Consider the following 18,187-nt stretch of genomic DNA (forward strand, 5'->3'; position numbering starts at 1 on the left):
GCGGCCTCAGGACAGTCCTGAGGCCGCGACTTTTTAAGAGTTGCGCACGGAGCCGGGCCGGGCCCGGCGGGCCGGGCGGTGGGGCGGGAGGGTTATTCGTCGCCGGAGCCGAAGTCCATGTCCATGTCGAAGACTTCTTCGGCTACCTCGCCGGCGACCATGCCGCCGACGAAGCCCGCGGCGGCTCCGGCGGCGACGCCGCCCATGCCGTGGCCGCGGTGGCCGCCGTGGCTCTGGTGGCCGCCGTGCCCGCCGTGGAAGCCGTGGCCGCCGCCGTGGCCGTAGCCGCCGTGGCTGGAACCGTGGCGGTCCAGGGCGGCACGGATCCAGCCGTCGACGACGGCGGGCCAGTCGGTGCGGCCCGCGTCGGCGTGGCTGACGTGGTGGCGGCTGAACGTGTCGTGCGAGCCCATGAAGCCGCGCTTGTCGAACTCCAGGATCACGTCCATGCCCTGCGGGCTGGTCACGAAGGTCAGCTCCAGCTGGCGCATGCGGCCCGCGTACGCCTGGGAGGGGTGGAACTCGATCTCCTGGTAGAACGGCAGCGTCTGGTGGACGCCGCTGATCCGGCCACGCTCCAGGTCAGCGCGGGTGAAGTGGAAGCCGAGGCGGGTGAACGCCTCCATCACGGCGGCCTGCAGCGGCAGCGGCTCGACGCCGACCGGGTCGATGTCGGTCTTGTCGACGGCCTTGGCCACCGACAGCTCGGTGCGTACGCCCATGGTCATGCCGTGCAGCGGCGTGCCGTAGAACCGGGTGACCGGGGTCTCCCAGGGCAGCTCGACCGTGAACGGCAGCGCCTGCTGCGCCCCGGCGGCCAGCGTGAACGAGCCGGTCAGGTGCACCCGGTGGAACTCCACGGTGGTGTCGTACTCGCTGTCGTGGCCTTCGACCTCGACGCGGGTGACCAGGCCGACGGAGACGTACTCGATCAGCGTGTCGCGTTCGCCGCCGCGGATGTGCACGGTGCCGGACAGCGTGCCGCCCGGCTGGACGACGGGGGTCGCGAGCACGGTGTCGACCGACGGGCCGCCGACGCCGAAGGCGGCGAGCATCTTCTTGAAAACCACGGAACTGATCTCCTCTGGGCTGCGGGGGTCCACTCGACCCGCGCTGTCACCTTCCTAGCAGACGAGGTCCAGCGTCGCCCCGGCCCAGTGCCGGCGCAGCCACCGGTCGTGGCTGGCCACGACGATCGCGCCGGGGGCGCGGCCCAGGGCGTCTTCGAGTTCGTCGGCCAGCGCGGGGGACAGGTGGTTGGTGGGTTCGTCGAGCAGCAGCAGGTGTGGCGGGTCGGCGATGAGCAGGGCCAGGGCGACGCGGCGGCGCTGCCCGACGCTGAGCGCGCCGACGGGCCGGTCCAGGTCGCGGGGGGCGACCAGGCCCAGTTCGATCAGCGGTACGGCGGCGTGGGTGCGTTCGTACAGCGCGCGGGGTGTGGCGTGTGGGTCGTCGAACCGGTCGTCCTGGGCGAGCAGCCCGACCCGCAGTCCGCGGCGGCGGGTGACGCTGCCCTCGGTGGGGCGCAGCTGCCCGGCGAGGACGGCGAGCAGCGTGGACTTGCCCGCGCCGTTCGGTCCGGTGATGAGCAGCCGCCCGTCGGGAGCGAGGTCGAGCCGGTCGAGGCGCAGCCGTCCGGGCACGTGTACGCCGCGCAGTGTCAGTGCCCGGTCTCCGCCGGTCTCGGCGCTGGTCAGCGCGGGTGCCTGGAAGTGCAGGAGCGCGGGCGGGCGGCGGACCGGGTCGCGTTCGAGCACGGCCAGGCGCTGCTCGGCGTTGCGGACCCGCCGGGACACCTGCGACTGGACCCGTGCGCCGTGGAACTTGTAGCCCATCTTGTCGGCGTCGCGGGGCGCGCGGCCGGGCGCGACCTGCCGGGCGGTGGTGGCCGCGGACAGCCGCAGCGCGGCGAGTTCGTCCTGCTGGTCGGCGTACGCGCGTTCCCAGCGGGCCCGCTGTGCCCGTTTGGCCTGCACGTACGCGGTGTACGCGCCGCCGTAGCGGACCAGGCCGCCGTGGGCGTCGTCGCTGGGGTCGAGGTCGACGATGTCGGTGCAGACCTCGTCGAGGAACACCCGGTCGTGGCTGGCGACCACGACGACGCCGGGCAACTGCCGGAGCTGCTGTTCGACGAACGCGACGGCCTCGTCGTCGAGGTGGTTGGTGGGCTCGTCGAGCAGCATCGCCGCGGGCCGGCGTACGAGCAGGGCGGCCAGGGCGACGCGGGAGCGCTGACCGCCGGACAGGGTGCCCAGGGTGCGGGTGTGGGCGAGGTCGGCCAGGCCGAGGCCGTGCATGACGAGTGCGGCGCGGCGTTGCGCGTCCCACGCGTCGATCTGCTCGGCGCGGGCGAGGGCGTCGCCGTACGCGGTCAGCCGGTCCGGCCCGCTCAGGTCGCCGGCCAGTTCGTCGAGCAGGGCGAGCAGTTCGCGGCTCTCGCGCAGCGCCTCGGCGAGCACGTCGCCGATGGTGTCGCCGGGGGAGTACGGCAGCTCCTGGTGCAGCAGCCCGATGTCGCCGGGGCGGGTGACGGTCCCGGAGTCGGGCAGGTCGGCCCCGGCGAGCAGGCGCAGCAGCGTGGACTTGCCCGCGCCGTTCTCGCCGACGAGGCCGATGCGGCGGCCGGGGGAGACGGTGAGGCTGACGCCGTCGAGCACGCGCCGGTCGCCGAACAGTTTGACGAGGTCGACAGCGATGAGGGTTTGCGTGGACATGGACACCACCGAGAGGTTTCGGACGGCGAAGCCTGCCGGGCGTGCGCGACGGCCCCGCGTATCGCGGTCGGCGGGTCGCAGCCTCAGGTCACAGGCCGGGCGATGGTGTCACAGCTTCATAGTGGGGCCAGCCTAACGACCGGCCCCACCGGACTGCCAGTGATTTACGCGCGTTCGAGCAGCGGCAGGTATTCCGGATGCTCCTGCACCCAGTTGCGCACGAACGAGCACTGCGGCACCACGTGTACGCCGTCGGCGGCCGCCCCGGCCAGCGCCGCCGCGCACAGCATCGCGCCGATGCCACGCCCGCGCGCCTCCGGTTCGACGCCGGTGTGGTCGAACACGATCGACCCCGGCTTACGGTGGTACGTCAGCACCCCGAGCAGGCGGCCGCCCTCGCGGGCCTCGTACCGGCTGCTCTCGGGCACCTCGACGACCTCGACCCCGGACACGGCGGCCGTCACAGCGTCGGCAGCGGGGCGAGCTTGTCCAGCTCGGCAAGCTCCGCCGTGGTCGGCTCCCAGTCGGCGGCGGCCGCGTTCGCGGCGACCTGCGCGGGGCTGGTCGCCCCGGCGATGACCGAGCCGCAGCCCGGCTGCGCCGCGAGCCAGCCGATCGCGACCTTGCCCAGTTCGTGGCCGTTGGCCTCGGCCCAGCCCGCGAGCCCTTCGACGGCGTCGAGCCGTTCGGCGGTGATGAACCCGGCCTGGTCCTTGGCCAGCCGGCTGTCCGATGGCGCGTCCTGGCCCTTGCGGACCTTGCCGGTCAGCAGGCCGTTGGCCAGGGGGAAGAACGGCAGCACGCCGAGCCCGAAGTGGCGGGCGGCGGGCACGACCTCGATCTCGCTGCCGCGCTCCAGCATCGACCAGTGGTTCTGCGCGCTGACGAACGGCGTCACGCCCATGCTCTCGGCCAGCCGCGCCGCGTCGGCGATCTGCCAGCCCGCGAACTGCGAGCTGCCGATGTAGCGCACCTTGCCCTCGACGACCAGTTCGTGCAGCGCGGCCAGGGTCTCGGCCAGCGGCGTCACCGGGTCGGGGCTGTGCAGCTGGTACAGGTCGATGTGGTCGGTGTCGAGCCGCCGCAGCGACTCCTCGACCGCCCGGCGGATGTACGCCCGCCCGCCCTTGGCCCCGGCGGCCGGGCCGTAGCCCATGTCCGCGCCCTGGTGGCCGAACTTGGTGGCCAGGACGACCTGGTCACGGCGTCCCTTGAGGACCTCGCCGAGCATCGTCTCCGACGCCCCGATCGCGGTCGCCCGGCCGTAGATGTCCGCGGTGTCGAAGAACGTGATCCCCGCGTCGATCGCGGCGTCGACCACGGCACGCGTGCCGTCCAGGTCGAGCCGCCATCCGAAGTTGTTGCAGCCCAGCCCGACCGCCGAGACGACCAGCCCTGACTTTCCCAGTGCCCGATAACGCATGATCGCCACACTATCTCGCCGGGCCGGGCCGCCTGCCGGGCGTCACGGGGTGAAACGGGACAGCAGGTCCTGGGCGGCACGGTCGACGGCCGCGCCGTTGCCCGGGTCGGGCACCTTGATCTGCGCGCCGGTCACCGTGTACCACTCCTCGGCGCCCTTGTACTGCGCCCGCAGCCGCACCGTGCCGTCGTCGCCGACCTTCGGCTCCAGAGTCAGCTCACCGGTGATCGTCCCGACCTCGTCGGTCATCACCCCGCCGGGCGGCGCCACCACATCTTTGGTCATGGCTCCTGCATACCCCCGATGGTCGCGCGGCGAACCGCCCGGTGGAGTGACATCTGGATCAAGCCGGGTCCCGCCGCCGCTATGCTCCCGCGATGCCGTTGACGTTCCCCGCGCACCCGGCGGCGGTGCTGCCGCTGAAACTGTGGCGGCCGCGCTGGTTCGACGGCGTGGCACTGACAGCGGGCGCGGTCGTGCCGGACGTCGCCTACCTGGCCCTGGACGCTGACGGGCGGCCGTTCGCCGACACCCACACGTGGCACGCGCTGCTGTGGTGGTCGCTGCCGGTGGCGCTCGCCTACACGTGGGTGGTGCGGCGCACGGTCGGCACGGTCGCCGCCCACCTGCCCGGCAGCCGGTGGTTCACCTGGCGGGCGTACGCCGAACTGGCCCACCACCGCCGCCGCTGGCCCATCACCGCCGCGTCGTGCCTGCTCGGCGCGGCCAGCCACGTCGCCTGGGACCACCTCACCCACACCGACGGCTGGATCGGCACCGTGTTCGGCGTGCGCTGGGCCGACGTCAGCGCGATCCCCTGGTGGACGGTCTCGGACCTGGCCAGCACGATCGTCGGTACGGCGGTCACGGTCGGCATCGCGTTCCGCGCCGGACGGCACTCCACCAGCGAAAGGGTCGTCGCTGCGGACAGCCCTCGATCACCGCAGGTGCGGCCCAGGCTGTTCTGGGCGGCGACGGTCACTTCCGGCCTGGCCGGTCTGCTGGCCGTGCCGTCGCTGCCCGGCGCGGAGTTCCCCGCCGCCACGGGGGTACGGCTGCTACACGTCGCTGCCGTGGCACTGCTGACCGGGGCCGTGGCGGTGCGGATCTCCGCCGCTCGAGAACGGTCCCCGGCGGGCACCCCGCCGTAAACCCACACGGTTCCGACGGCTACCGCGCCGCAAGCCGATCCGGTCCCGGTGGGCACCTGGCCGTGTGCGGGCTCAGCCCCGGTGGGCACCCCCAGCCGTGAGCCGACGGGTGTGACGCGAGAGCCGCGAGCCGGTCAGGTGATCTTGCAGATGCCGGTCGGCTTGCCGATGACCACGTCCACGGTCGACCCGGCCGCCACGACGGTGCCGCCCACCGGGGACTGCTCCAGCACATGGCACTGGTCGAGCGTCGACCGGTATTCGATCCGCGCCACCAGCCCCAGCCGCTCCAGCGCCTCCTTGACCTCGTTCTCCCGCCAGCTGAACATGCCCGGCACGGTCCGGCTCGGCGACACGGGGCTCGGCGACGTTGGCGGGCCGGTGGTCTCAGCAGGGTCGGGCGCGGGCGAGTTCACCGGGCCAGGCGATGGGTCCGCCGCACCGGTCACGGCCGGTGAAGCCCGGCGGGTCGGCGTGGCGCTCGGCGACGGCGTCGCCGGTGGCGTCCCTCCCGCGACCGCACTGCCGGACACGGCAGCCGACGACGAAGCCGCCGCGCCCTGCGGTGGCGCGTCCCCGGCACCGCCGCGCGACAGCACGAACCCGGTCACCGCGACCAGCGCGAGCCCCACGGCACCGGCAGCCACCAGCCGCCGACGCCGAGGCGCGGCGACGTCCGCTGCCGGTGGCTGCCCGTCCCCGGGCCTGGCCACCGCCCGCGTGCCCGCCGCTGGCGGCGATCCCGTACCCGCCGCAGCCGACGACCCTGGTCCGGTGACCGCCGCTGAGGCCGCCGCACCCAGGGCGGCCGCGCTGGGCCACCGCTGCGCCGGATCCTTGGCCAACGCCCGCATGACCAGCTCCCGGACCGGTGTCGGCACACTGTCCGGCAGCTCCGGCGGCGGCTCGTTCACCTGCTGGATCGCCACCGCGAACGGGGTGTCCCCGGTGAACGGGCGGCGCTGGGTCAGCATCTCGTAGGCGACCACGCCCAGGGCGTACACATCGGTGGCCGGACCGATGTCGGCACCGGTCACCTGCTCCGGGGCCAGATACGACGCGGTCCCGAAGATCTCCCCGGCGGCGGTCAGACGATCGGCGGCGACGATCCGGGCGATGCCGAAGTCCGTCAGCGCCAGCCGCCCGTCCGGGCGCAGCAGCAGATTCGCCGGCTTCACGTCACGGTGCACGATGCCCTGCAGGTGCGCGGCGTGGATCGCGTCGGCGGCCTGGGCCAGCAGCCGCATCGCCCGGCCCGGCTCCAGCGGCCCCGCCCGGCGCACCAGCGACAGCAGCGACTCGCCCTCCACGAACTGCATCACCAGGTACGCGATACCGTCGGCCTGGCCGTAGTCGTAGATCTCGACGATGCCCGGATCGCTGAGCGCCGCCATCGCCTGCGCCTCAGCCCGGAACCGGGCCGCGAAACCCGGATCGGCGGCCAGGTTCGGCAGCAGCACCTTCACCGCCACCCGGCGCGCCAGCACCGTGTCCTCGGCGCTCCACACCTCGCCCATACCCCCACGGGCGACCAGGGTCCGCAACGTGTACCGACCCCCGAGCACCAACCCCGGATCAAGCATGCGTCGAACCCTCCGCCATCGCCTGCCCGCAGTCAAACGCCCTCGTCCAACCCCGACCCCGAGCCCCCACGCGCCGCCGCGCGGCGTGCGCCATCGGCGGGGGCGTCGGCCGACGTCAGGCTGGTGGTGGGTGAGGACTGCTGCGTGGGCGTGCTCGTGTTATCCGCGACAGGATGGCGGACGGCCGTACGCCCAGGTGCTCGCCGGTGTGCTGCCCGGCCGTGACCTCGATGACCGGGCAGCCGGTGACAGTCGTTGCGATGATGACGCCGTTGCCCTCGGCCAGGGCGACCGTGTCACTCATCTGCACGCCGTCGCCGTTGGCTGCGAGCCAGAACGTCGGGCCGCTCACGCGCCGTCCTCGGACTCGAGGCCGAGGAAGTCGGCGATGGAGCGAAGATCCTCCGCGGACGGAGTGGCCCAGGTACGCGCGTCATTGCACCGTATGAGCTCGTAGCGCAGTCGCTCGGCGATGGTCCATTCCTGTGTGTTCTCGTCGGCCCACGTGGGTCGGGACTCGGCCCGGTTGACGTTCGGGCTGCTCATCGCGCCTCCCGGCGGAAGTCCCCGGTGCGCGGAGTCTCCTGTCGCGTACGACGGGGGATAGGACCCCGGCGGGTGTGCCCGCCGGGGCTGGGGCAGCTCTCCCTTAGCGCCAACCAGAGGAGACCCGCGCCCGTCAGCCTATGCGTATAGGTCACATAAGGGCAACCGGGTGTGGCGGGTGAATTAGTGACCGTGGTTGTATCGGGATGCCAACCAGGGGAGAGCGTCATGCCAGTGCCGATGACCTATGCGCAGATTGCGGACGATCTCGCCGCACGGATCAAGGGCGGCGAGTACGCCGCAGGCGCCAAGCTGCCTAGTTACAACCAGCTTGGCGAGCTTTACTCGGTGGGATTCTCGACGATCGCGAAGGCAGTCGCGCTGCTTCGCGATCGGGGTGTCGTCATCGGCGCGCCGGGGCGCGGTGTCTACGTCGCCGACTAGCGCGTGAGCTGTGCAGCGGCTAGGCGTCACCGTCGAGGCGATGGTTGATCCTTATTCGCACCAGCAGCGCGACGGCGTCGACCGGAAGGCCGTCCACGTAGACGTCGGCGGTCAGCGGCAGCTCCGGGTCGGGTGGCAGGGCGAAGCGGGAATGCGACCACACGTCGAAGGAGGGTGCGACGACATGGAGGTCGTCCTCGCCGAGGCCGCCCAGGTCGGCCCGCAGCACCGGACCGCCGCCACCGTCGCACCTGAGGAAGAATCCCCGATCGCCTCCTGGCCGATCATGAGACAGCCCGTGAGCCAGTCGCCGATTCCGTAGGTGGCGTTGCGCTCCAGCAGGGAATCCCGGCAGAACACGAGCACACCGTCGGCCACCACGTCATCGGTGATCGACGCCAGCCACCGCCGGTAGCCGGCATCCGACCGGGAAAGGAGCTGCCCGATCATCTCCACCGTCGGCCCGCTAGGCGGCGAGGGCGGCCAGGGCTTCGCCGTCCAGGCGGTAGACGGTCCAGTCCGACATCGGTTGCGCGCCCAGCGAGCGGTAGAAGTCGATCGCGGGAGCGTTCCAGTTCAGCACCCACCATTGCAAACGGGTGTAGCCGCGGTCGCGGCAGATCCGGGCGAGTTCGCGGAGCAGGGCCTTGCCGTGGCCCTGGCCGCGGGCCGACGGGCGCACGTACAGGTCCTCCAGGTAGACGCCGTGCACGCCGTGCCAGGTCGAGAAGTTCAGGAACCACATCGCCATGCCGACCGGCTCGCCGGTCTCGTCGTCGACGGCCATGTGCGCGAACGCGGCCGGGTGCGGGCCGAACAGCGCCTCGTGCAGCTGCGCGGGCGTCGCCTTGGCCTCCTGCGGGGCCCTCTCGTACTCGGCCAGCTCGCGGATCAGGTCGATGAGCACCGGGACGTCGTCCGGCGTGGCAGGGCGGATCATGGAGCGGACGATACTCGGTGGCGGTCCGGGGCACGGCCACTAGGCTGGCCCGATGGGCACCGTACTCTCCGTGAACCTGGGCAGGGCCAAGCGCTGCGACGCCGCCGACGTCGGCGTCTCCGCGATCGACAAGCACCCGGTCGCCGGGCCGGTCGAGCTGCGCGCCCCGGGGCCGAAGGACGGCGGGCTGGGCAGCGGCGTCGTCGGTGACGAGATCTGCGACCACCGCCACCACGGCGGCGACGACCAGGCGGTGTACGCGTACGCCCAGGAAGATCTTGACGGCTGGATGGCCGAGCTGGGGCGCGACATCCCCGGGGGCATGTTCGGGGAGAACCTGACCACGTCCGGCATCGACGTCAACGGGGCCCGTATCGGCGAGCGCTGGCAGGTCGGCGACGAGGCGGTGCTGGAGGTGTCACTGCCGCGCATTCCGTGCCGCACGTTCGCCGACCAGATGCGCGAGCAGGGCTGGATCAGGACGTTCACCAAGCGCGCCCTACCGGGGGCGTACCTGCGGGTGATCGTGCCCGGCCGGGTCAGTCAGGGCGACCCGGTCACCGTGCTGCACCGCCCCGACCACGACGTGACGGTGTCGCTGACCTTCCGCGCCCTCACCCTCGAACCCGATCTGCTGCCCGCCCTGCTCGCGGCCGACGCGTTGCCGGAGAAGGTCCGCGACAAGGCTCGCCTGCGTTCCGGTCGGTAGATTTGGCTGAGGTGGTGCGGGCGCACGGGAACGCGTCGGGATACATCGCTGAGGCGGTGCGCATGAGGCAACGGCTGGAGGCGACGCGCCGTGCACTCGCGGCCGTGGGTGTTGAAGGCGTGCCACGCGAGGAGTACGAGCGGATCGCGCGATCAGTGACCGAAGCAGATGGACGGCGTTCCGATGATCAGGGCTGTCGCCTGATCAGGCGTGGAGGGTGCCGTCGAGGACGGTGACGGCGCGGCCGGCCAGTTCGACACGGTCGCCGCGCAGGGCCGTGCGGACCAGGCCGGACCGGGCGGAGGCCTGCAGTCCGACCAGCTCGTCGCGGCCCAGCCGCCCGGCCCACAGCGGGGCGAGCGCCGTGTATGCGCTGCCGGTGACCGGGTCCTCGTTCACTCCGACGGCCGGGCCGAAGAACCGCGACACGAAGTCGTACCCGGCTGACGGGTCGGCGGCGGACGCCGTCACGATCACGCCACGGGTGGACAACGCCGCGACCAGGTTCAGGTCCGGTCGCAGGTCGCGGACGGTCTGCTCGTCGGCGACCTCGACGAGCAGGTCGCCCAGCGCCGGTCCGGTCTCCCACGCGGCGAGCACCGGCGCGCCGAGCGCGTCGGCCACGCCGATCGGCTCGGCGGGGGTCAGCGGCGACACCGGGAAGTCAAGGGTGATGGCCCCGTCGGCGGCGACGGCGGCGGTCAGCACGCCGCTGCGGCTGCCGAACGCGACCCGGTCGCCGATCAGCTGATCCTCGGCCAGGGCGTGGGCCATGGCCAGGGTCGCGTGGCCGCACAGGTTCACCTCGCACAGCGGCGTGAACCAGCGCAGCGCCCAGTCCTGCCCGCCGCGCGGATGCGCGAACGCGGTCTCGGCCTGGTTCATCTCGGCGGCGACGCGCTGCATCCACGCCTCGTCGGGGAACGAGTCGGTGGCCAGCACGACGACCCCGGCCGGATTGCCGCCGAAGGGCCGGTCGGTGAACGCGTCGATGATCCTGATCCGCATACCGGCACCCTAACCCGGCCGGCACTGTCGGTGGCACGGCCAATCCCGACCCGGTGGACCGGTCAGGCGCACTACTGGACGACAGTGCCGGTGCTCAGCGGGTGGTAGTAGGAGTCGACGGCGGGCTGGCCGGTGTAGTTCGGCCCGGCCTGGTCGTCGGCCCCGGCGTACGCCAGGGGCAGGTCGAGCACGACCGGGCCGGTGCGGGACACGATCCGGCGGCGGGCGTCGTAGGCGACCCCGGCCTCGCGCAGCAGCCGCCGCACCAGTCTCGCCGCCGGGGTCAGGTCGGCCATCCGGATGCTCGCCAGGTCCAGGTGGGCGGCGAACGTGCCACCCGGCGACAACCAGCTGAGCGCACTGGCCAGCACACCCAGCTTGTCGCCGACGTAGTGCAGCCCGTGCACGCACGTGATCAGGTCGAACGTCCGGTCCGGCTGCCAGCCGTCGATCGGCGCGGTGTGCAGGGTGAGACCGTCCACCTCGTACGCCCGCGGGTCGAAGTGGCCGACCAGGTCGACGCCGACCAGTTCCAGGCCGTCGGTCTGCGCGGCCTGGACCAGCGCGCGGGCCTGGCCGCAGCACAGGTCCAGCCAGGCCGCGCCGCCGCGCTCGGCGACGATCGGCGCGAGCCGGTCCAGCGGGTGGAAACCCAGGTCGCGGGCGTAGCTGTTGACGCCGTCGAGGCCGCGTTCGCGGTTCATGGCGTTGTTGGCCACCACCGAGGACCGGTGCAGGGCGTCATCGTCGAGCAGCCGCATGGCCGCAGATCATGCCACGGCCGTGCGCCGCGCGGGGACGGTCAGCGCCAGCGGCGTCTCAGCCAGCGGCGCAGCAGCGGCGGCACGACCCACGAGTACACGCACAGCGCGAACCAGGCCAGCCCGGCGACCGCCGCCAGCGTCGGCAGGCCCAGCGCACGCAGGCCGTAGATGACCAGGATCGCGGCGATCCACGTCTTGACGGCGCCGAACCGGGCGAACGGGCGCAGCGGCAGCAGCAGCGGGTGCAGCGCGATCCGTGCCTCGTGGGCGGCCTGCGCGTAGTCGCGGTCCGCCGGGTCGTTCGCGACCGCCTGGCGCAGCCCCGAGTACGCCGAGCGGACCTGGCCGCGCGCCGCGCTGGTGCCGCCGAGCAGGGCGTGCGCCTGGGCGTTGTCGGGGTGCGCGGCGACGAACTCGCGGCTGATCCGCTGGGCGAGCGCGTCGTCGCCGCTCGCGTGGGCGAGCTGCACCCGTGTCGAGAACACCATCGGCGAATCCGGCTCCTGTGCGGCGGCCAGCTCGACCAGGCGGCGGGCCTTGTCGGGCTGGCGGTGCTCCAGGCACAGCCGGGCGTACACGCACAGCAGGCTGACGTCCTCCGGGGCCAGGGCCAGCCCGTCGAGCAGGGCCCGCTCGGCGGTCTCGTGCCGCCCCTGCCGGTATTCGGCCAGGCCCAACTGGCAGAGCAGGTCCGGGTCGGGTCCGCCCGCGGCGAGCCCGGCGCGGGCCGCGTCGCCCGCCTCGGCCCAGCGTTCCAGCTGCAGCAGCGCCGCCGCGCGCAGCTCGAACACGATCGCCGACATCGCGTCGGCCTCGGTCAGCACCGCGAGCTCGCGCAGCGCCTCGGCGGGCCGGTCGGCGGACAGCAGCGCGTGCGCGCGCAGCAGCGCGGGGGCGTGCACGTGTTCGGTCATCAGTCCACCACCACAGCGATCAGGATGTTCTCGAGCAGGCCACAGCCGATCGCGGCGGCCAGGCCGGGCCAGAGCAGGCTCGCGGGTTCACCGTCGCCGTACTCGTACGCCCGGAATGCCTGCTTCTGGGTCATGGTGACGAGGCCCCAGACCGCGAGGGCGAGGATCACGCCCACGGGTCGTCCCACGCCCGTACCGAAGTAGACGGTCACGGCGAGCCGGACCGCCGTGGCCGCCAGTCCCGCTGCGGCGACGGCCAGCTGCTGGTTGCGGCCCAGTGACAGGCGGCGTGCGTTGAGCACCCCGAGAATCGTGACGGCCAGCGCGCCGCCGAAGAAGGCCGGGTAGACGATCGAGGAGGGCCGCCACGGCGGCGTGCCGAGCACCGGCCGCGCGCCGATGGTCGGCTGGAAAAGGTCGTCGTTCATGAGCAGTCCTCGGGCAGGGGCGTTGCCGGTTCGGGCGGGCACAGCATAATGGCACGCCATGAGCTCCCCGCTGATCGAAAGTCTGCTCGCGGCCGTCGCCGCCCGCCCCGACGACGTGCCGCTGCGGCTGCATGTCGCCGAGCTGCTGGTCGCCGCGGACCGGCCGGGCGAGGCGATCGGGCAGCTCGCGGCGGTGCTGGCGCAGCACCCGCAGCACGAGCAGGCCCAGGCGCTGATGGCCCGCGCCCTCGGCGGACCCGTCCAGCCCACCGCCCCGCCGGCCCCGCCGCCCACCGAACCCGAGCGGCCCGCCTCCTCGCCCGGCGAGCTGGACTGGAAGGCGTACGAGGAGCAGTTCGCCGACGCGGTGCCGATGCGCTTCGCCGCCGACGACGAGCCCGACGCGGTGCGCGGGGACGGCGACCGGGTCTTCGACCTGGAGACCAGCCAGGTGCGCCTGGCCGACGTCGGCGGCATGACCGACGTCAAGAAGCGCCTGGAGCTGGCGTTCCTCGCGCCGATGAAGAACGCGAAACTGCGCGAGTTGTACGGCAAGAGCCTGCGCGGCGGCCTGCTGCTCTACGGCCCGCCCGGTTGCGGCAAGACGTTCCTGGCCCGGGCGGTCGCCGGGGAGATGGGTGCCAAGTTCACCACGATCTCACTGGTCGACGTGCTGAACATGTGGATCGGGGAGTCCGAGCGCAACCTGCACGAGATCTTCGAGACGGCCCGCCGCAACGCCCCGTGCGTGATCTTCCTGGACGAGGTCGACGCGCTCGGGCACAAGCGCAGCCAGATGAAGTCCTCGGCGATGCGTACGCTGGGCAACCAGCTGCTGGCCGAACTCGACGGCATGGAGGGCGGCAACGAGGGCGTGTTCGTGCTCGCCGCGACCAACGCCCCGTGGGACGTCGACCCGGCCCTGCGCCGCCCCGGCCGGCTGGACCGCACCGTGCTGGTCGCCCCGCCGGACGCCGCCGCCCGGCGCTCGATCCTCGAATACCACCTGCGGCAGCGGCCCATCGCGGGCATCGACCTGAAGAAGCTCGCGGCGAGCACCGAGCAGTTCTCCGGCGCGGACCTGGCGCACCTGTGCGAGACCGCCACCGAGTACGCCATGCACGCCTCGATCACCAGCGGCGACCTGCGGATGATCGAGCAGCGCGACTTCGAGCAGGCGCTGCGCGAGGTGCGCCCGTCGACGGGTCCGTGGTTCACCACCGCCCGCAACGTGGCGATGTTCGCCAACGAGGGCGGCGCGTACGACGAACTCGTCACCTACCTGAAGAAGCAGAAACTGCTCTGACGCCACGAGATGGCGTTCCACCGTTACTGTCGGCGAGATCATCGTCAGGACGGGGAGACGGGAGGCGCGTCGCACATGGCGGCAGTGAACAGACGCCGGGACCACTATCACGACCCCGACGCGCCGCTCGCCACCCGAGTGGTGCCCGGCGGGGTCGCCGTCATCGCCGACGAGCACGGCCGGGTGCTGCTGCAGCGGCGCGCCGACTCGGGCAACTGGTCACTGCCCGGCGGCACGATGGAGATCGGCGAGACCCTCGAACAGTGCGTGGTCCGCGAGGTCCGCGAGGAGACCGGCCTCGACATCGAGATCACCGGCCTGGTCGGCGTCTACACCGACCCGGGGCACGTCATCGCGTACGGCGACGGCGAGGTGCGCCAGCAGTTCAGCCTCGTGTACCGCGCCCGGGTCACCGGTGGCCTGCTGACGATCAGCGACGAGTCCACCGACCTGCGCTATGTCGACCCCGCCGCGTTCGCCGCGCTGCCGATCCACGAGTCGACCCGCCTGCGCCTGCGCCACCACCTCGACCGCCGCCCGACCCCGTACCTGGGCTGATCGTGCCACGCGACGACATCGACGACTTCTGGGACCTGGTCGAACAGGTGCGTACCCGTACCGGTCGGGCCGGGTTCTGCGACGCGCTCGCCCGCGAGCTCGGCCGCCGCCCGATCCCGCAGATCGCCCGGTTCCACGCGACCATGATGCGGCTGGCCGACCGGGCGGCGCGGTGGGAGTTGCTGGCCGCGGCCGACCTCGTCTTCGCCCGGTGCGGCGGCTGCTCGACGGATACCTTCCACGACTTCCGGCTGTGGCTGGTCCACCTGGGCCGGGACGTGTTCGAGGACGTGCTCGCCGACCCCGATGCGCTCGCCGAGCTTCCCGAGATCGCGGTGCTGGCCGGCGGTGACTGGAGCAACGCAGCCTTCCCGGCCATGGGCGAGGTGTGCGGCGTCGCCGAGCAGGCTTTCGAGATCGTCCTCGGCAGGCTTCCCCCTGCGGTCGCCGCCGCGATCGTGGAACCGGCGGAGTTCGAGCAGCGCCCGTGCGAGGAGCCCTGCGGCCGATTTGTCAGCTTCGGCGCGGAGGAGGGCCGGTCGAGGTTTCCCCGGCTGACGGAAATGTTCGGCAGCTGAGCGCGCGCCCCTGCGATGATCTGCCATACGAGCTGAACGAAGGAAGGGCACCTTCCACACGGACATCCGTTGGGAAGGTGCCCTTCCTTCTGCATGAGGGGGTGCGGGTTGTTGGTGGGGGAGGTGGTGATGCTTGCCGAGTGTGTCGGGATGCCGGTGCCGGTGGGGATGCATGACGAGCACGAACGCTGGCCGCTCTACCAGCAGGCGATGGGCAGTCCGGAGTGCCGCGAGCAGCTGATGGCCACGGTGGCGGTGGACCCTGACCCGGTGCTGGTGATGGCGGTCGCGTTGGCGATGCTCGGGATCGACCGCGCGGGCCGGGACCGGTGGGCGGCGCTGGCCCCCGACGAGCACGGGCGGGCGTACGCCACCCGCCGCGCGGCCGAGCACGCGGTCCTGGACGTAAACGGTGACGTGCCCGAACTCGGCCCTGAGCTGATCGCGACCTGGACCGACTGGCTGCAGCGAACCCTGTCCGAGGTGTCGACGGTGCCCGAGGTGCTGCGCCTGCTGGCCGAACACGGCCGCACGAAGCGGATCAGGGGGACGGCGGCCGGCCGGGGCCATGCGTTACGCAGGCAGCGCTGACGGGCCGCCGGCCGGTCTCCGAACGCTGCCGGTGCGACATCGCCCAGCTGTAACGAGCGTCCTGATTCACCCCGCGCGGGGCTTGGGTGGGCACAGGGCGTCGCCCGCCGGGCCGCCGCAGGGGCGCAGCCGGATCTCGGTGATCGCGTGCCGGTCGACGGAGGTCACCTGGGCGGTCCAGCCGTCGAGGTGCACGATCTCGCCCGGCCGGGTCGGCACGTGCCCCAGCACGGCGATGACCAGCCCCGCGATGGTGATGTAGTCGCCGCCGGGCCGCTCGTCGAGGTTCACCCCGATGTCGGACAGGTCGTGGATCGGGAACGTGCCGGGCAGCAGCATGTCGCCGTCGTCGCCCTGCTGGACCGCCATCACGTCGCGGTCGGTCTCGTCGTAGATCTCGCCGACGACCTCCTCCAGCAGGTCTTCGAGGGTCACGATGCCGTCGACGGCGCCGTGCTCGTCGACGACCAGCGCGAACTGCTGGTGTTCGAGCTTGAAGCGGCGCAGCGCGTCGGCGGCGTGCAGCGAGTCGGGCAGCAGCAGCGCCGGGCGGGCCACGGCGGACAGGTGGGCGGCGTCGTCGAGCAGCAGGTCGCGCAGGTGGACGACGCCGAGCGTGTCGTCGAGGTCGCGGCGGCGTACGACGGGGGCGCGGGAGAAGCCCGAACCGGCGAGTTCCTTGCGGGCGACCTCGACGGGCATGTCGGCGTCGAGGGTGAACACGTTGCGGCGCGGGATCAGCACCTCGCGCAGCACCCGTTCCGTGATCTCCACGGCTCCGGCGATGATGAGCCGCTGCTCGGCGGTGAAACCGCGGTGCACGCTGACCATGTCGCGCACCTCCGCCGGGGTGATCTCGTCGCCGCGGTGCTGGTTCGGGTCGCCGCCCATGAGGCGTACGCCCAGGTCGGTGGCTTTGCTCAGCACCCAGACGAACGGTCGGGAGATGCTCGCGAGCACGGTCAGCGGGCGGCCCGCCAGGCGTGCCCACCGCTCGGCGTGCTGCATGGCGACGCGTTTGGGCGCGAGTTCACCGAAGACCAGGGTGAGGAACGTCAGCAGCAGGGTCACCACGATGACGGCGGCGGGGCGGGCGGCGCGGCCGAGGAAGCCCAGTGCGGGCTGGAGCACTTCGGCCAGCGCGATCGCGGCGGTCGCCGAGGCCAGGAACCCGGCCAGGGTGATGCCGATCTGGATGGTGGCCAGGAAACGGTTCGGGTCGCGGGCCAGTGCCGCGGCGGCCGCGGCGCCACCGCCCTGCTGCTCCATCCGGCGCAGCTGGCCCTCACGCAACGAGACCAGCGCCATCTCGCTGCCGGCGAACAGCGCGTTAAGGATGATCAGTACGGCTACCAGTACGAGCTGAATCCAGTGGTCGCCCACCACAGATCACCTGAGGCCCGCCTGGAGTGTCAGCCGGTACGCGCAGGCCGGGCGTCGGCCCGGCCCGGTATCACAGCCTTCCATTCGGTCAACGGTAGCAGCAGGTCACGGCCCTGGGGCTGGGTTCGCTCAGCGGCCGCCGCGGGGCTGGTTGCCTTTCTTGAGGCGCATCGTGCCGGACTGGCCCACCGACATCTTCGTCCGCGTGGTCTTCTCCCGCGCGGCCATCGCGCGCTGGCGGGACTGCTCCTGCGCGTGCTCGGACGCCCAGGCGGCGTGCTCGCCGGGCGCGTGGTCGTGCTCGGCGTGCGGCGTTCCGGGCTGGTCCTGCTCGACGCGCGGCTTGTCCTGGTGCGGGTGCCGGCGCGAATGGTTGTTCTTGGGCATCGCTCCTCCTCGACGGATCACCATCCACGCTATGAGCGCGGGCGGCGGCCCGCAGGCGGATCGCGAATCAGGCGGGTCGCAGCAGGTCGGGCAGGGCGCCGAGGCTGTCGACGATGGTGGCGTGGCGGGCCGCGTCGGGTTTCTCCGAGCCGAGGTAACCCCACGGGCCGCGCCGGACCAGCACGGGCTTCATGCCCGCGCGGGTGGCGGGCAGCACGTCGTTGTCGACCCGGTCGCCGACGTAGCAGATCGCCGCGGGCGTCAGCTCGGCGACTTCGGCGACCTTGGTGAAGAAGCTCGGGTGGGGTTTCTCGATGCCCCACTCGGCCGAGGTGTAGATCGCGTCGACGGGCAGGTCCATGCGTTCCAGGGCGGCCTTGGCCTGCGGCGGCTGGTTGCCCGCGATGATCACGGCCAGGCCGCGGCGGCGCAGCTCGGCGAAGGCCGGGCGCACGTCGGGGTAGAGGTCGTCGATGTCGAAGTTCTCGCGCAGCCCGTCGGGGTCGTCGGTGGCCCAGGCGGCCATCTCGGCATCGACGTCCAGGCCGGGGCGCAGCAGCGCGAACGCGTCGCCGTGCGGGCGGTCCATCGCGGCCATGCCGCCGAGCAGCCCGAGCATGGCGAAGCGGGGCACGCCCAGGCGGTCGGCCCAGCGGCTCCAGATGCGGGTCTCGTCGATCAGCGTCTCGCCCACGTCGAACACCACGGCCTTGATCATCGGCCCAGGATATCGGGCGCGGAGGCGGTTACGCCGCACGGG

General features: G+C 72.5%; 24 protein-coding genes. 7 read left to right on the forward strand and 17 right to left on the reverse strand.

The features are described 5' to 3' along the window. Positions 1–92 precede the first annotated feature (92 nt). From HAV40_RS36330 to HAV40_RS36350, 5 genes are all read right to left on the reverse strand, one after another. A complete protein-coding gene (locus tag HAV40_RS36330) occupies positions 93–1,070 on the reverse strand; it encodes a sporulation protein (RefSeq protein ID WP_166388847.1) in 978 nt (325 codons plus the stop codon). 54 nt (positions 1,071–1,124) lie between these two features. After that, on the reverse strand, positions 1,125–2,714 hold the full coding sequence (locus tag HAV40_RS36335; protein WP_166388848.1) for an ABC-F family ATP-binding cassette domain-containing protein: 1,590 nt from the start codon (positions 2,712–2,714) through the stop codon (positions 1,125–1,127). Between the two features lie 164 nt (positions 2,715–2,878). Continuing rightward, positions 2,879–3,178: a GNAT family N-acetyltransferase gene (locus tag HAV40_RS36340; protein WP_166388849.1), complete on the reverse strand. Its 300-nt coding sequence runs from the start codon at positions 3,176–3,178 to the stop codon at positions 2,879–2,881. Further along, positions 3,175–4,137 carry an aldo/keto reductase gene (locus HAV40_RS36345; RefSeq protein ID WP_166388850.1) on the reverse strand — a complete coding sequence of 321 codons (963 nt, stop codon included), beginning with the start codon at positions 4,135–4,137 and terminating at the stop codon, positions 3,175–3,177. The genes HAV40_RS36340 and HAV40_RS36345 overlap by 4 nt, the downstream gene beginning before the upstream one ends. A gap of 42 nt (positions 4,138–4,179) precedes the next feature. Beyond that, positions 4,180–4,422 carry a hypothetical protein gene (locus HAV40_RS36350; RefSeq protein ID WP_166388851.1) on the reverse strand — a complete coding sequence of 81 codons (243 nt, stop codon included), beginning with the start codon at positions 4,420–4,422 and terminating at the stop codon, positions 4,180–4,182. A 92-nt stretch (positions 4,423–4,514) separates the two neighbouring features. Here HAV40_RS36350 and HAV40_RS36355 point away from each other — a divergent pair, with 92 nt between their 5' ends. Further along, the gene (locus HAV40_RS36355; protein WP_166388852.1) at positions 4,515–5,288 is read left to right on the forward strand and encodes a DUF4184 family protein; all 774 of its coding nucleotides are present in this window, start codon (positions 4,515–4,517) and stop codon (positions 5,286–5,288) included. A 134-nt stretch (positions 5,289–5,422) separates the two neighbouring features. Here HAV40_RS36355 and HAV40_RS36360 read toward each other — a convergent pair whose 3' ends face one another. The 3 genes from HAV40_RS36360 to HAV40_RS36370 all read right to left on the reverse strand — a co-directional run bounded on the left by HAV40_RS36360 (position 5,423) and on the right by HAV40_RS36370 (position 7,417). After that, positions 5,423–6,871 carry a serine/threonine-protein kinase gene (locus HAV40_RS36360; protein WP_166388853.1) on the reverse strand — a complete coding sequence of 483 codons (1,449 nt, stop codon included), beginning with the start codon at positions 6,869–6,871 and terminating at the stop codon, positions 5,423–5,425. Between the two features lie 115 nt (positions 6,872–6,986). Then, positions 6,987–7,223 (reverse strand): hypothetical protein, encoded by a 237-nt coding sequence (locus HAV40_RS36365; protein ID WP_166388854.1) that lies wholly within the window; start codon positions 7,221–7,223, stop codon positions 6,987–6,989. Next, entirely contained in the window at positions 7,220–7,417 is a 198-nt protein-coding gene (locus HAV40_RS36370; protein WP_166388855.1) for a hypothetical protein, read from the reverse strand. The genes HAV40_RS36365 and HAV40_RS36370 overlap by 4 nt, the downstream gene beginning before the upstream one ends. A 228-nt stretch (positions 7,418–7,645) precedes the next feature. Between HAV40_RS36370 and HAV40_RS36375 the strand changes: the two genes are divergently transcribed. Continuing rightward, a complete protein-coding gene (locus tag HAV40_RS36375) occupies positions 7,646–7,861 on the forward strand; it encodes a winged helix-turn-helix domain-containing protein (RefSeq protein ID WP_166388856.1) in 216 nt (71 codons plus the stop codon). Positions 7,862–7,880: 19 nt separating this feature from the next. On the opposite strand, the gene HAV40_RS36380 is transcribed toward HAV40_RS36375, so the two are convergent. Beyond that, complete coding sequence (locus HAV40_RS36380) at positions 7,881–8,090, reverse strand: hypothetical protein (protein WP_166388857.1); 210 nt, start codon at positions 8,088–8,090, stop codon at positions 7,881–7,883. 237 nt (positions 8,091–8,327) lie between these two features. Beyond that, the gene (locus tag HAV40_RS36385; protein ID WP_166388858.1) at positions 8,328–8,801 is read right to left on the reverse strand and encodes a GNAT family N-acetyltransferase; all 474 of its coding nucleotides are present in this window, start codon (positions 8,799–8,801) and stop codon (positions 8,328–8,330) included. A 52-nt stretch (positions 8,802–8,853) separates the two neighbouring features. On the opposite strand from HAV40_RS36385, the gene HAV40_RS36390 reads away from it, so the two are divergent. Continuing rightward, on the forward strand, positions 8,854–9,510 hold the full coding sequence (locus HAV40_RS36390; RefSeq protein ID WP_166388859.1) for an MOSC domain-containing protein: 657 nt from the start codon (positions 8,854–8,856) through the stop codon (positions 9,508–9,510). Between the two features lie 204 nt (positions 9,511–9,714). Here the strand turns inward: HAV40_RS36390 and HAV40_RS36395 are convergent, their stop codons facing one another. From HAV40_RS36395 to HAV40_RS36410, 4 genes are all read right to left on the reverse strand, one after another. After that, a complete protein-coding gene (locus HAV40_RS36395; protein ID WP_166388860.1) occupies positions 9,715–10,518 on the reverse strand; it encodes a PhzF family phenazine biosynthesis protein in 804 nt (267 codons plus the stop codon). A gap of 71 nt (positions 10,519–10,589) precedes the next feature. After that, positions 10,590–11,279 carry a class I SAM-dependent methyltransferase gene (locus HAV40_RS36400; protein WP_166388861.1) on the reverse strand — a complete coding sequence of 230 codons (690 nt, stop codon included), beginning with the start codon at positions 11,277–11,279 and terminating at the stop codon, positions 10,590–10,592. Positions 11,280–11,320: 41 nt separating this feature from the next. Continuing rightward, complete coding sequence (locus HAV40_RS36405; RefSeq protein ID WP_166388862.1) at positions 11,321–12,196, reverse strand: tetratricopeptide repeat protein; 876 nt, start codon at positions 12,194–12,196, stop codon at positions 11,321–11,323. Next, the gene (locus HAV40_RS36410; RefSeq protein WP_166388863.1) at positions 12,196–12,624 is read right to left on the reverse strand and encodes a hypothetical protein; all 429 of its coding nucleotides are present in this window, start codon (positions 12,622–12,624) and stop codon (positions 12,196–12,198) included. Before HAV40_RS36410 ends, HAV40_RS36405 begins: the two co-directional genes overlap by 1 nt. Positions 12,625–12,682: 58 nt before the next feature. Here HAV40_RS36410 and HAV40_RS36415 point away from each other — a divergent pair, with 58 nt between their 5' ends. From HAV40_RS36415 to HAV40_RS36430, 4 genes are all read left to right on the forward strand, one after another. Next, positions 12,683–13,930 (forward strand): ATP-binding protein, encoded by a 1,248-nt coding sequence (locus HAV40_RS36415; RefSeq protein ID WP_166388864.1) that lies wholly within the window; start codon positions 12,683–12,685, stop codon positions 13,928–13,930. 84 nt (positions 13,931–14,014) lie between these two features. Continuing rightward, positions 14,015–14,488, forward strand: coding sequence for an NUDIX domain-containing protein (locus HAV40_RS36420; protein WP_203672172.1), 474 nt, complete (start codon positions 14,015–14,017; stop codon positions 14,486–14,488). 2 nt (positions 14,489–14,490) lie between these two features. Next, positions 14,491–15,066: a DUF4240 domain-containing protein gene (locus HAV40_RS36425; protein ID WP_166388866.1), complete on the forward strand. Its 576-nt coding sequence runs from the start codon at positions 14,491–14,493 to the stop codon at positions 15,064–15,066. A 129-nt stretch (positions 15,067–15,195) separates the two neighbouring features. Further along, positions 15,196–15,657: a hypothetical protein gene (locus tag HAV40_RS36430; protein ID WP_166388867.1), complete on the forward strand. Its 462-nt coding sequence runs from the start codon at positions 15,196–15,198 to the stop codon at positions 15,655–15,657. 66 nt (positions 15,658–15,723) lie between these two features. Here the strand turns inward: HAV40_RS36430 and HAV40_RS36435 are convergent, their stop codons facing one another. From HAV40_RS36435 to HAV40_RS36445, 3 genes are all read right to left on the reverse strand, one after another. Next, on the reverse strand, positions 15,724–17,040 hold the full coding sequence (locus tag HAV40_RS36435) for a hemolysin family protein (RefSeq protein ID WP_166388868.1): 1,317 nt from the start codon (positions 17,038–17,040) through the stop codon (positions 15,724–15,726). Between the two features lie 129 nt (positions 17,041–17,169). Next, a complete protein-coding gene (locus HAV40_RS36440) occupies positions 17,170–17,427 on the reverse strand; it encodes a hypothetical protein (RefSeq protein WP_166388869.1) in 258 nt (85 codons plus the stop codon). A gap of 67 nt (positions 17,428–17,494) precedes the next feature. Continuing rightward, entirely contained in the window at positions 17,495–18,145 is a 651-nt protein-coding gene (locus tag HAV40_RS36445; protein ID WP_166388870.1) for an HAD family hydrolase, read from the reverse strand. Positions 18,146–18,187 lie beyond the last annotated feature (42 nt).

The sequence above is a fragment of the Catellatospora methionotrophica genome, from assembly GCF_011297335.1.
GTDB lineage: Bacteria > Actinomycetota > Actinomycetes > Mycobacteriales > Micromonosporaceae > Catellatospora > Catellatospora methionotrophica.

Coding starts and splice junctions, on each gene's coding strand:
- HAV40_RS36395 (WP_166388860.1), bottom strand. CDS start 10,518: ATGCGGATCAGGATCATCGACGCGTTCACCGACCGGCCCTTCGGCGGC.
- HAV40_RS36335 (WP_166388848.1), bottom strand. CDS start 2,714: ATGTCCACGCAAACCCTCATCGCTGTCGACCTCGTCAAACTGTTCGGC.
- HAV40_RS36390 (WP_166388859.1), top strand. CDS start 8,854: ATGGGCACCGTACTCTCCGTGAACCTGGGCAGGGCCAAGCGCTGCGAC.
- HAV40_RS36370 (WP_166388855.1), bottom strand. CDS start 7,417: ATGAGCAGCCCGAACGTCAACCGGGCCGAGTCCCGACCCACGTGGGCC.
- HAV40_RS36410 (WP_166388863.1), bottom strand. CDS start 12,624: ATGAACGACGACCTTTTCCAGCCGACCATCGGCGCGCGGCCGGTGCTC.
- HAV40_RS36440 (WP_166388869.1), bottom strand. CDS start 17,427: ATGCCCAAGAACAACCATTCGCGCCGGCACCCGCACCAGGACAAGCCG.
- HAV40_RS36375 (WP_166388856.1), top strand. CDS start 7,646: ATGCCAGTGCCGATGACCTATGCGCAGATTGCGGACGATCTCGCCGCA.
- HAV40_RS36405 (WP_166388862.1), bottom strand. CDS start 12,196: ATGACCGAACACGTGCACGCCCCCGCGCTGCTGCGCGCGCACGCGCTG.
- HAV40_RS36345 (WP_166388850.1), bottom strand. CDS start 4,137: ATGCGTTATCGGGCACTGGGAAAGTCAGGGCTGGTCGTCTCGGCGGTC.
- HAV40_RS36350 (WP_166388851.1), bottom strand. CDS start 4,422: ATGACCAAAGATGTGGTGGCGCCGCCCGGCGGGGTGATGACCGACGAG.
- HAV40_RS36445 (WP_166388870.1), bottom strand. CDS start 18,145: ATGATCAAGGCCGTGGTGTTCGACGTGGGCGAGACGCTGATCGACGAG.
- HAV40_RS36360 (WP_166388853.1), bottom strand. CDS start 6,871: ATGCTTGATCCGGGGTTGGTGCTCGGGGGTCGGTACACGTTGCGGACC.
- HAV40_RS36415 (WP_166388864.1), top strand. CDS start 12,683: ATGAGCTCCCCGCTGATCGAAAGTCTGCTCGCGGCCGTCGCCGCCCGC.
- HAV40_RS36355 (WP_166388852.1), top strand. CDS start 4,515: ATGCCGTTGACGTTCCCCGCGCACCCGGCGGCGGTGCTGCCGCTGAAA.
- HAV40_RS36400 (WP_166388861.1), bottom strand. CDS start 11,279: ATGCGGCTGCTCGACGATGACGCCCTGCACCGGTCCTCGGTGGTGGCC.
- HAV40_RS36430 (WP_166388867.1), top strand. CDS start 15,196: ATGCTTGCCGAGTGTGTCGGGATGCCGGTGCCGGTGGGGATGCATGAC.
- HAV40_RS36385 (WP_166388858.1), bottom strand. CDS start 8,801: ATGATCCGCCCTGCCACGCCGGACGACGTCCCGGTGCTCATCGACCTG.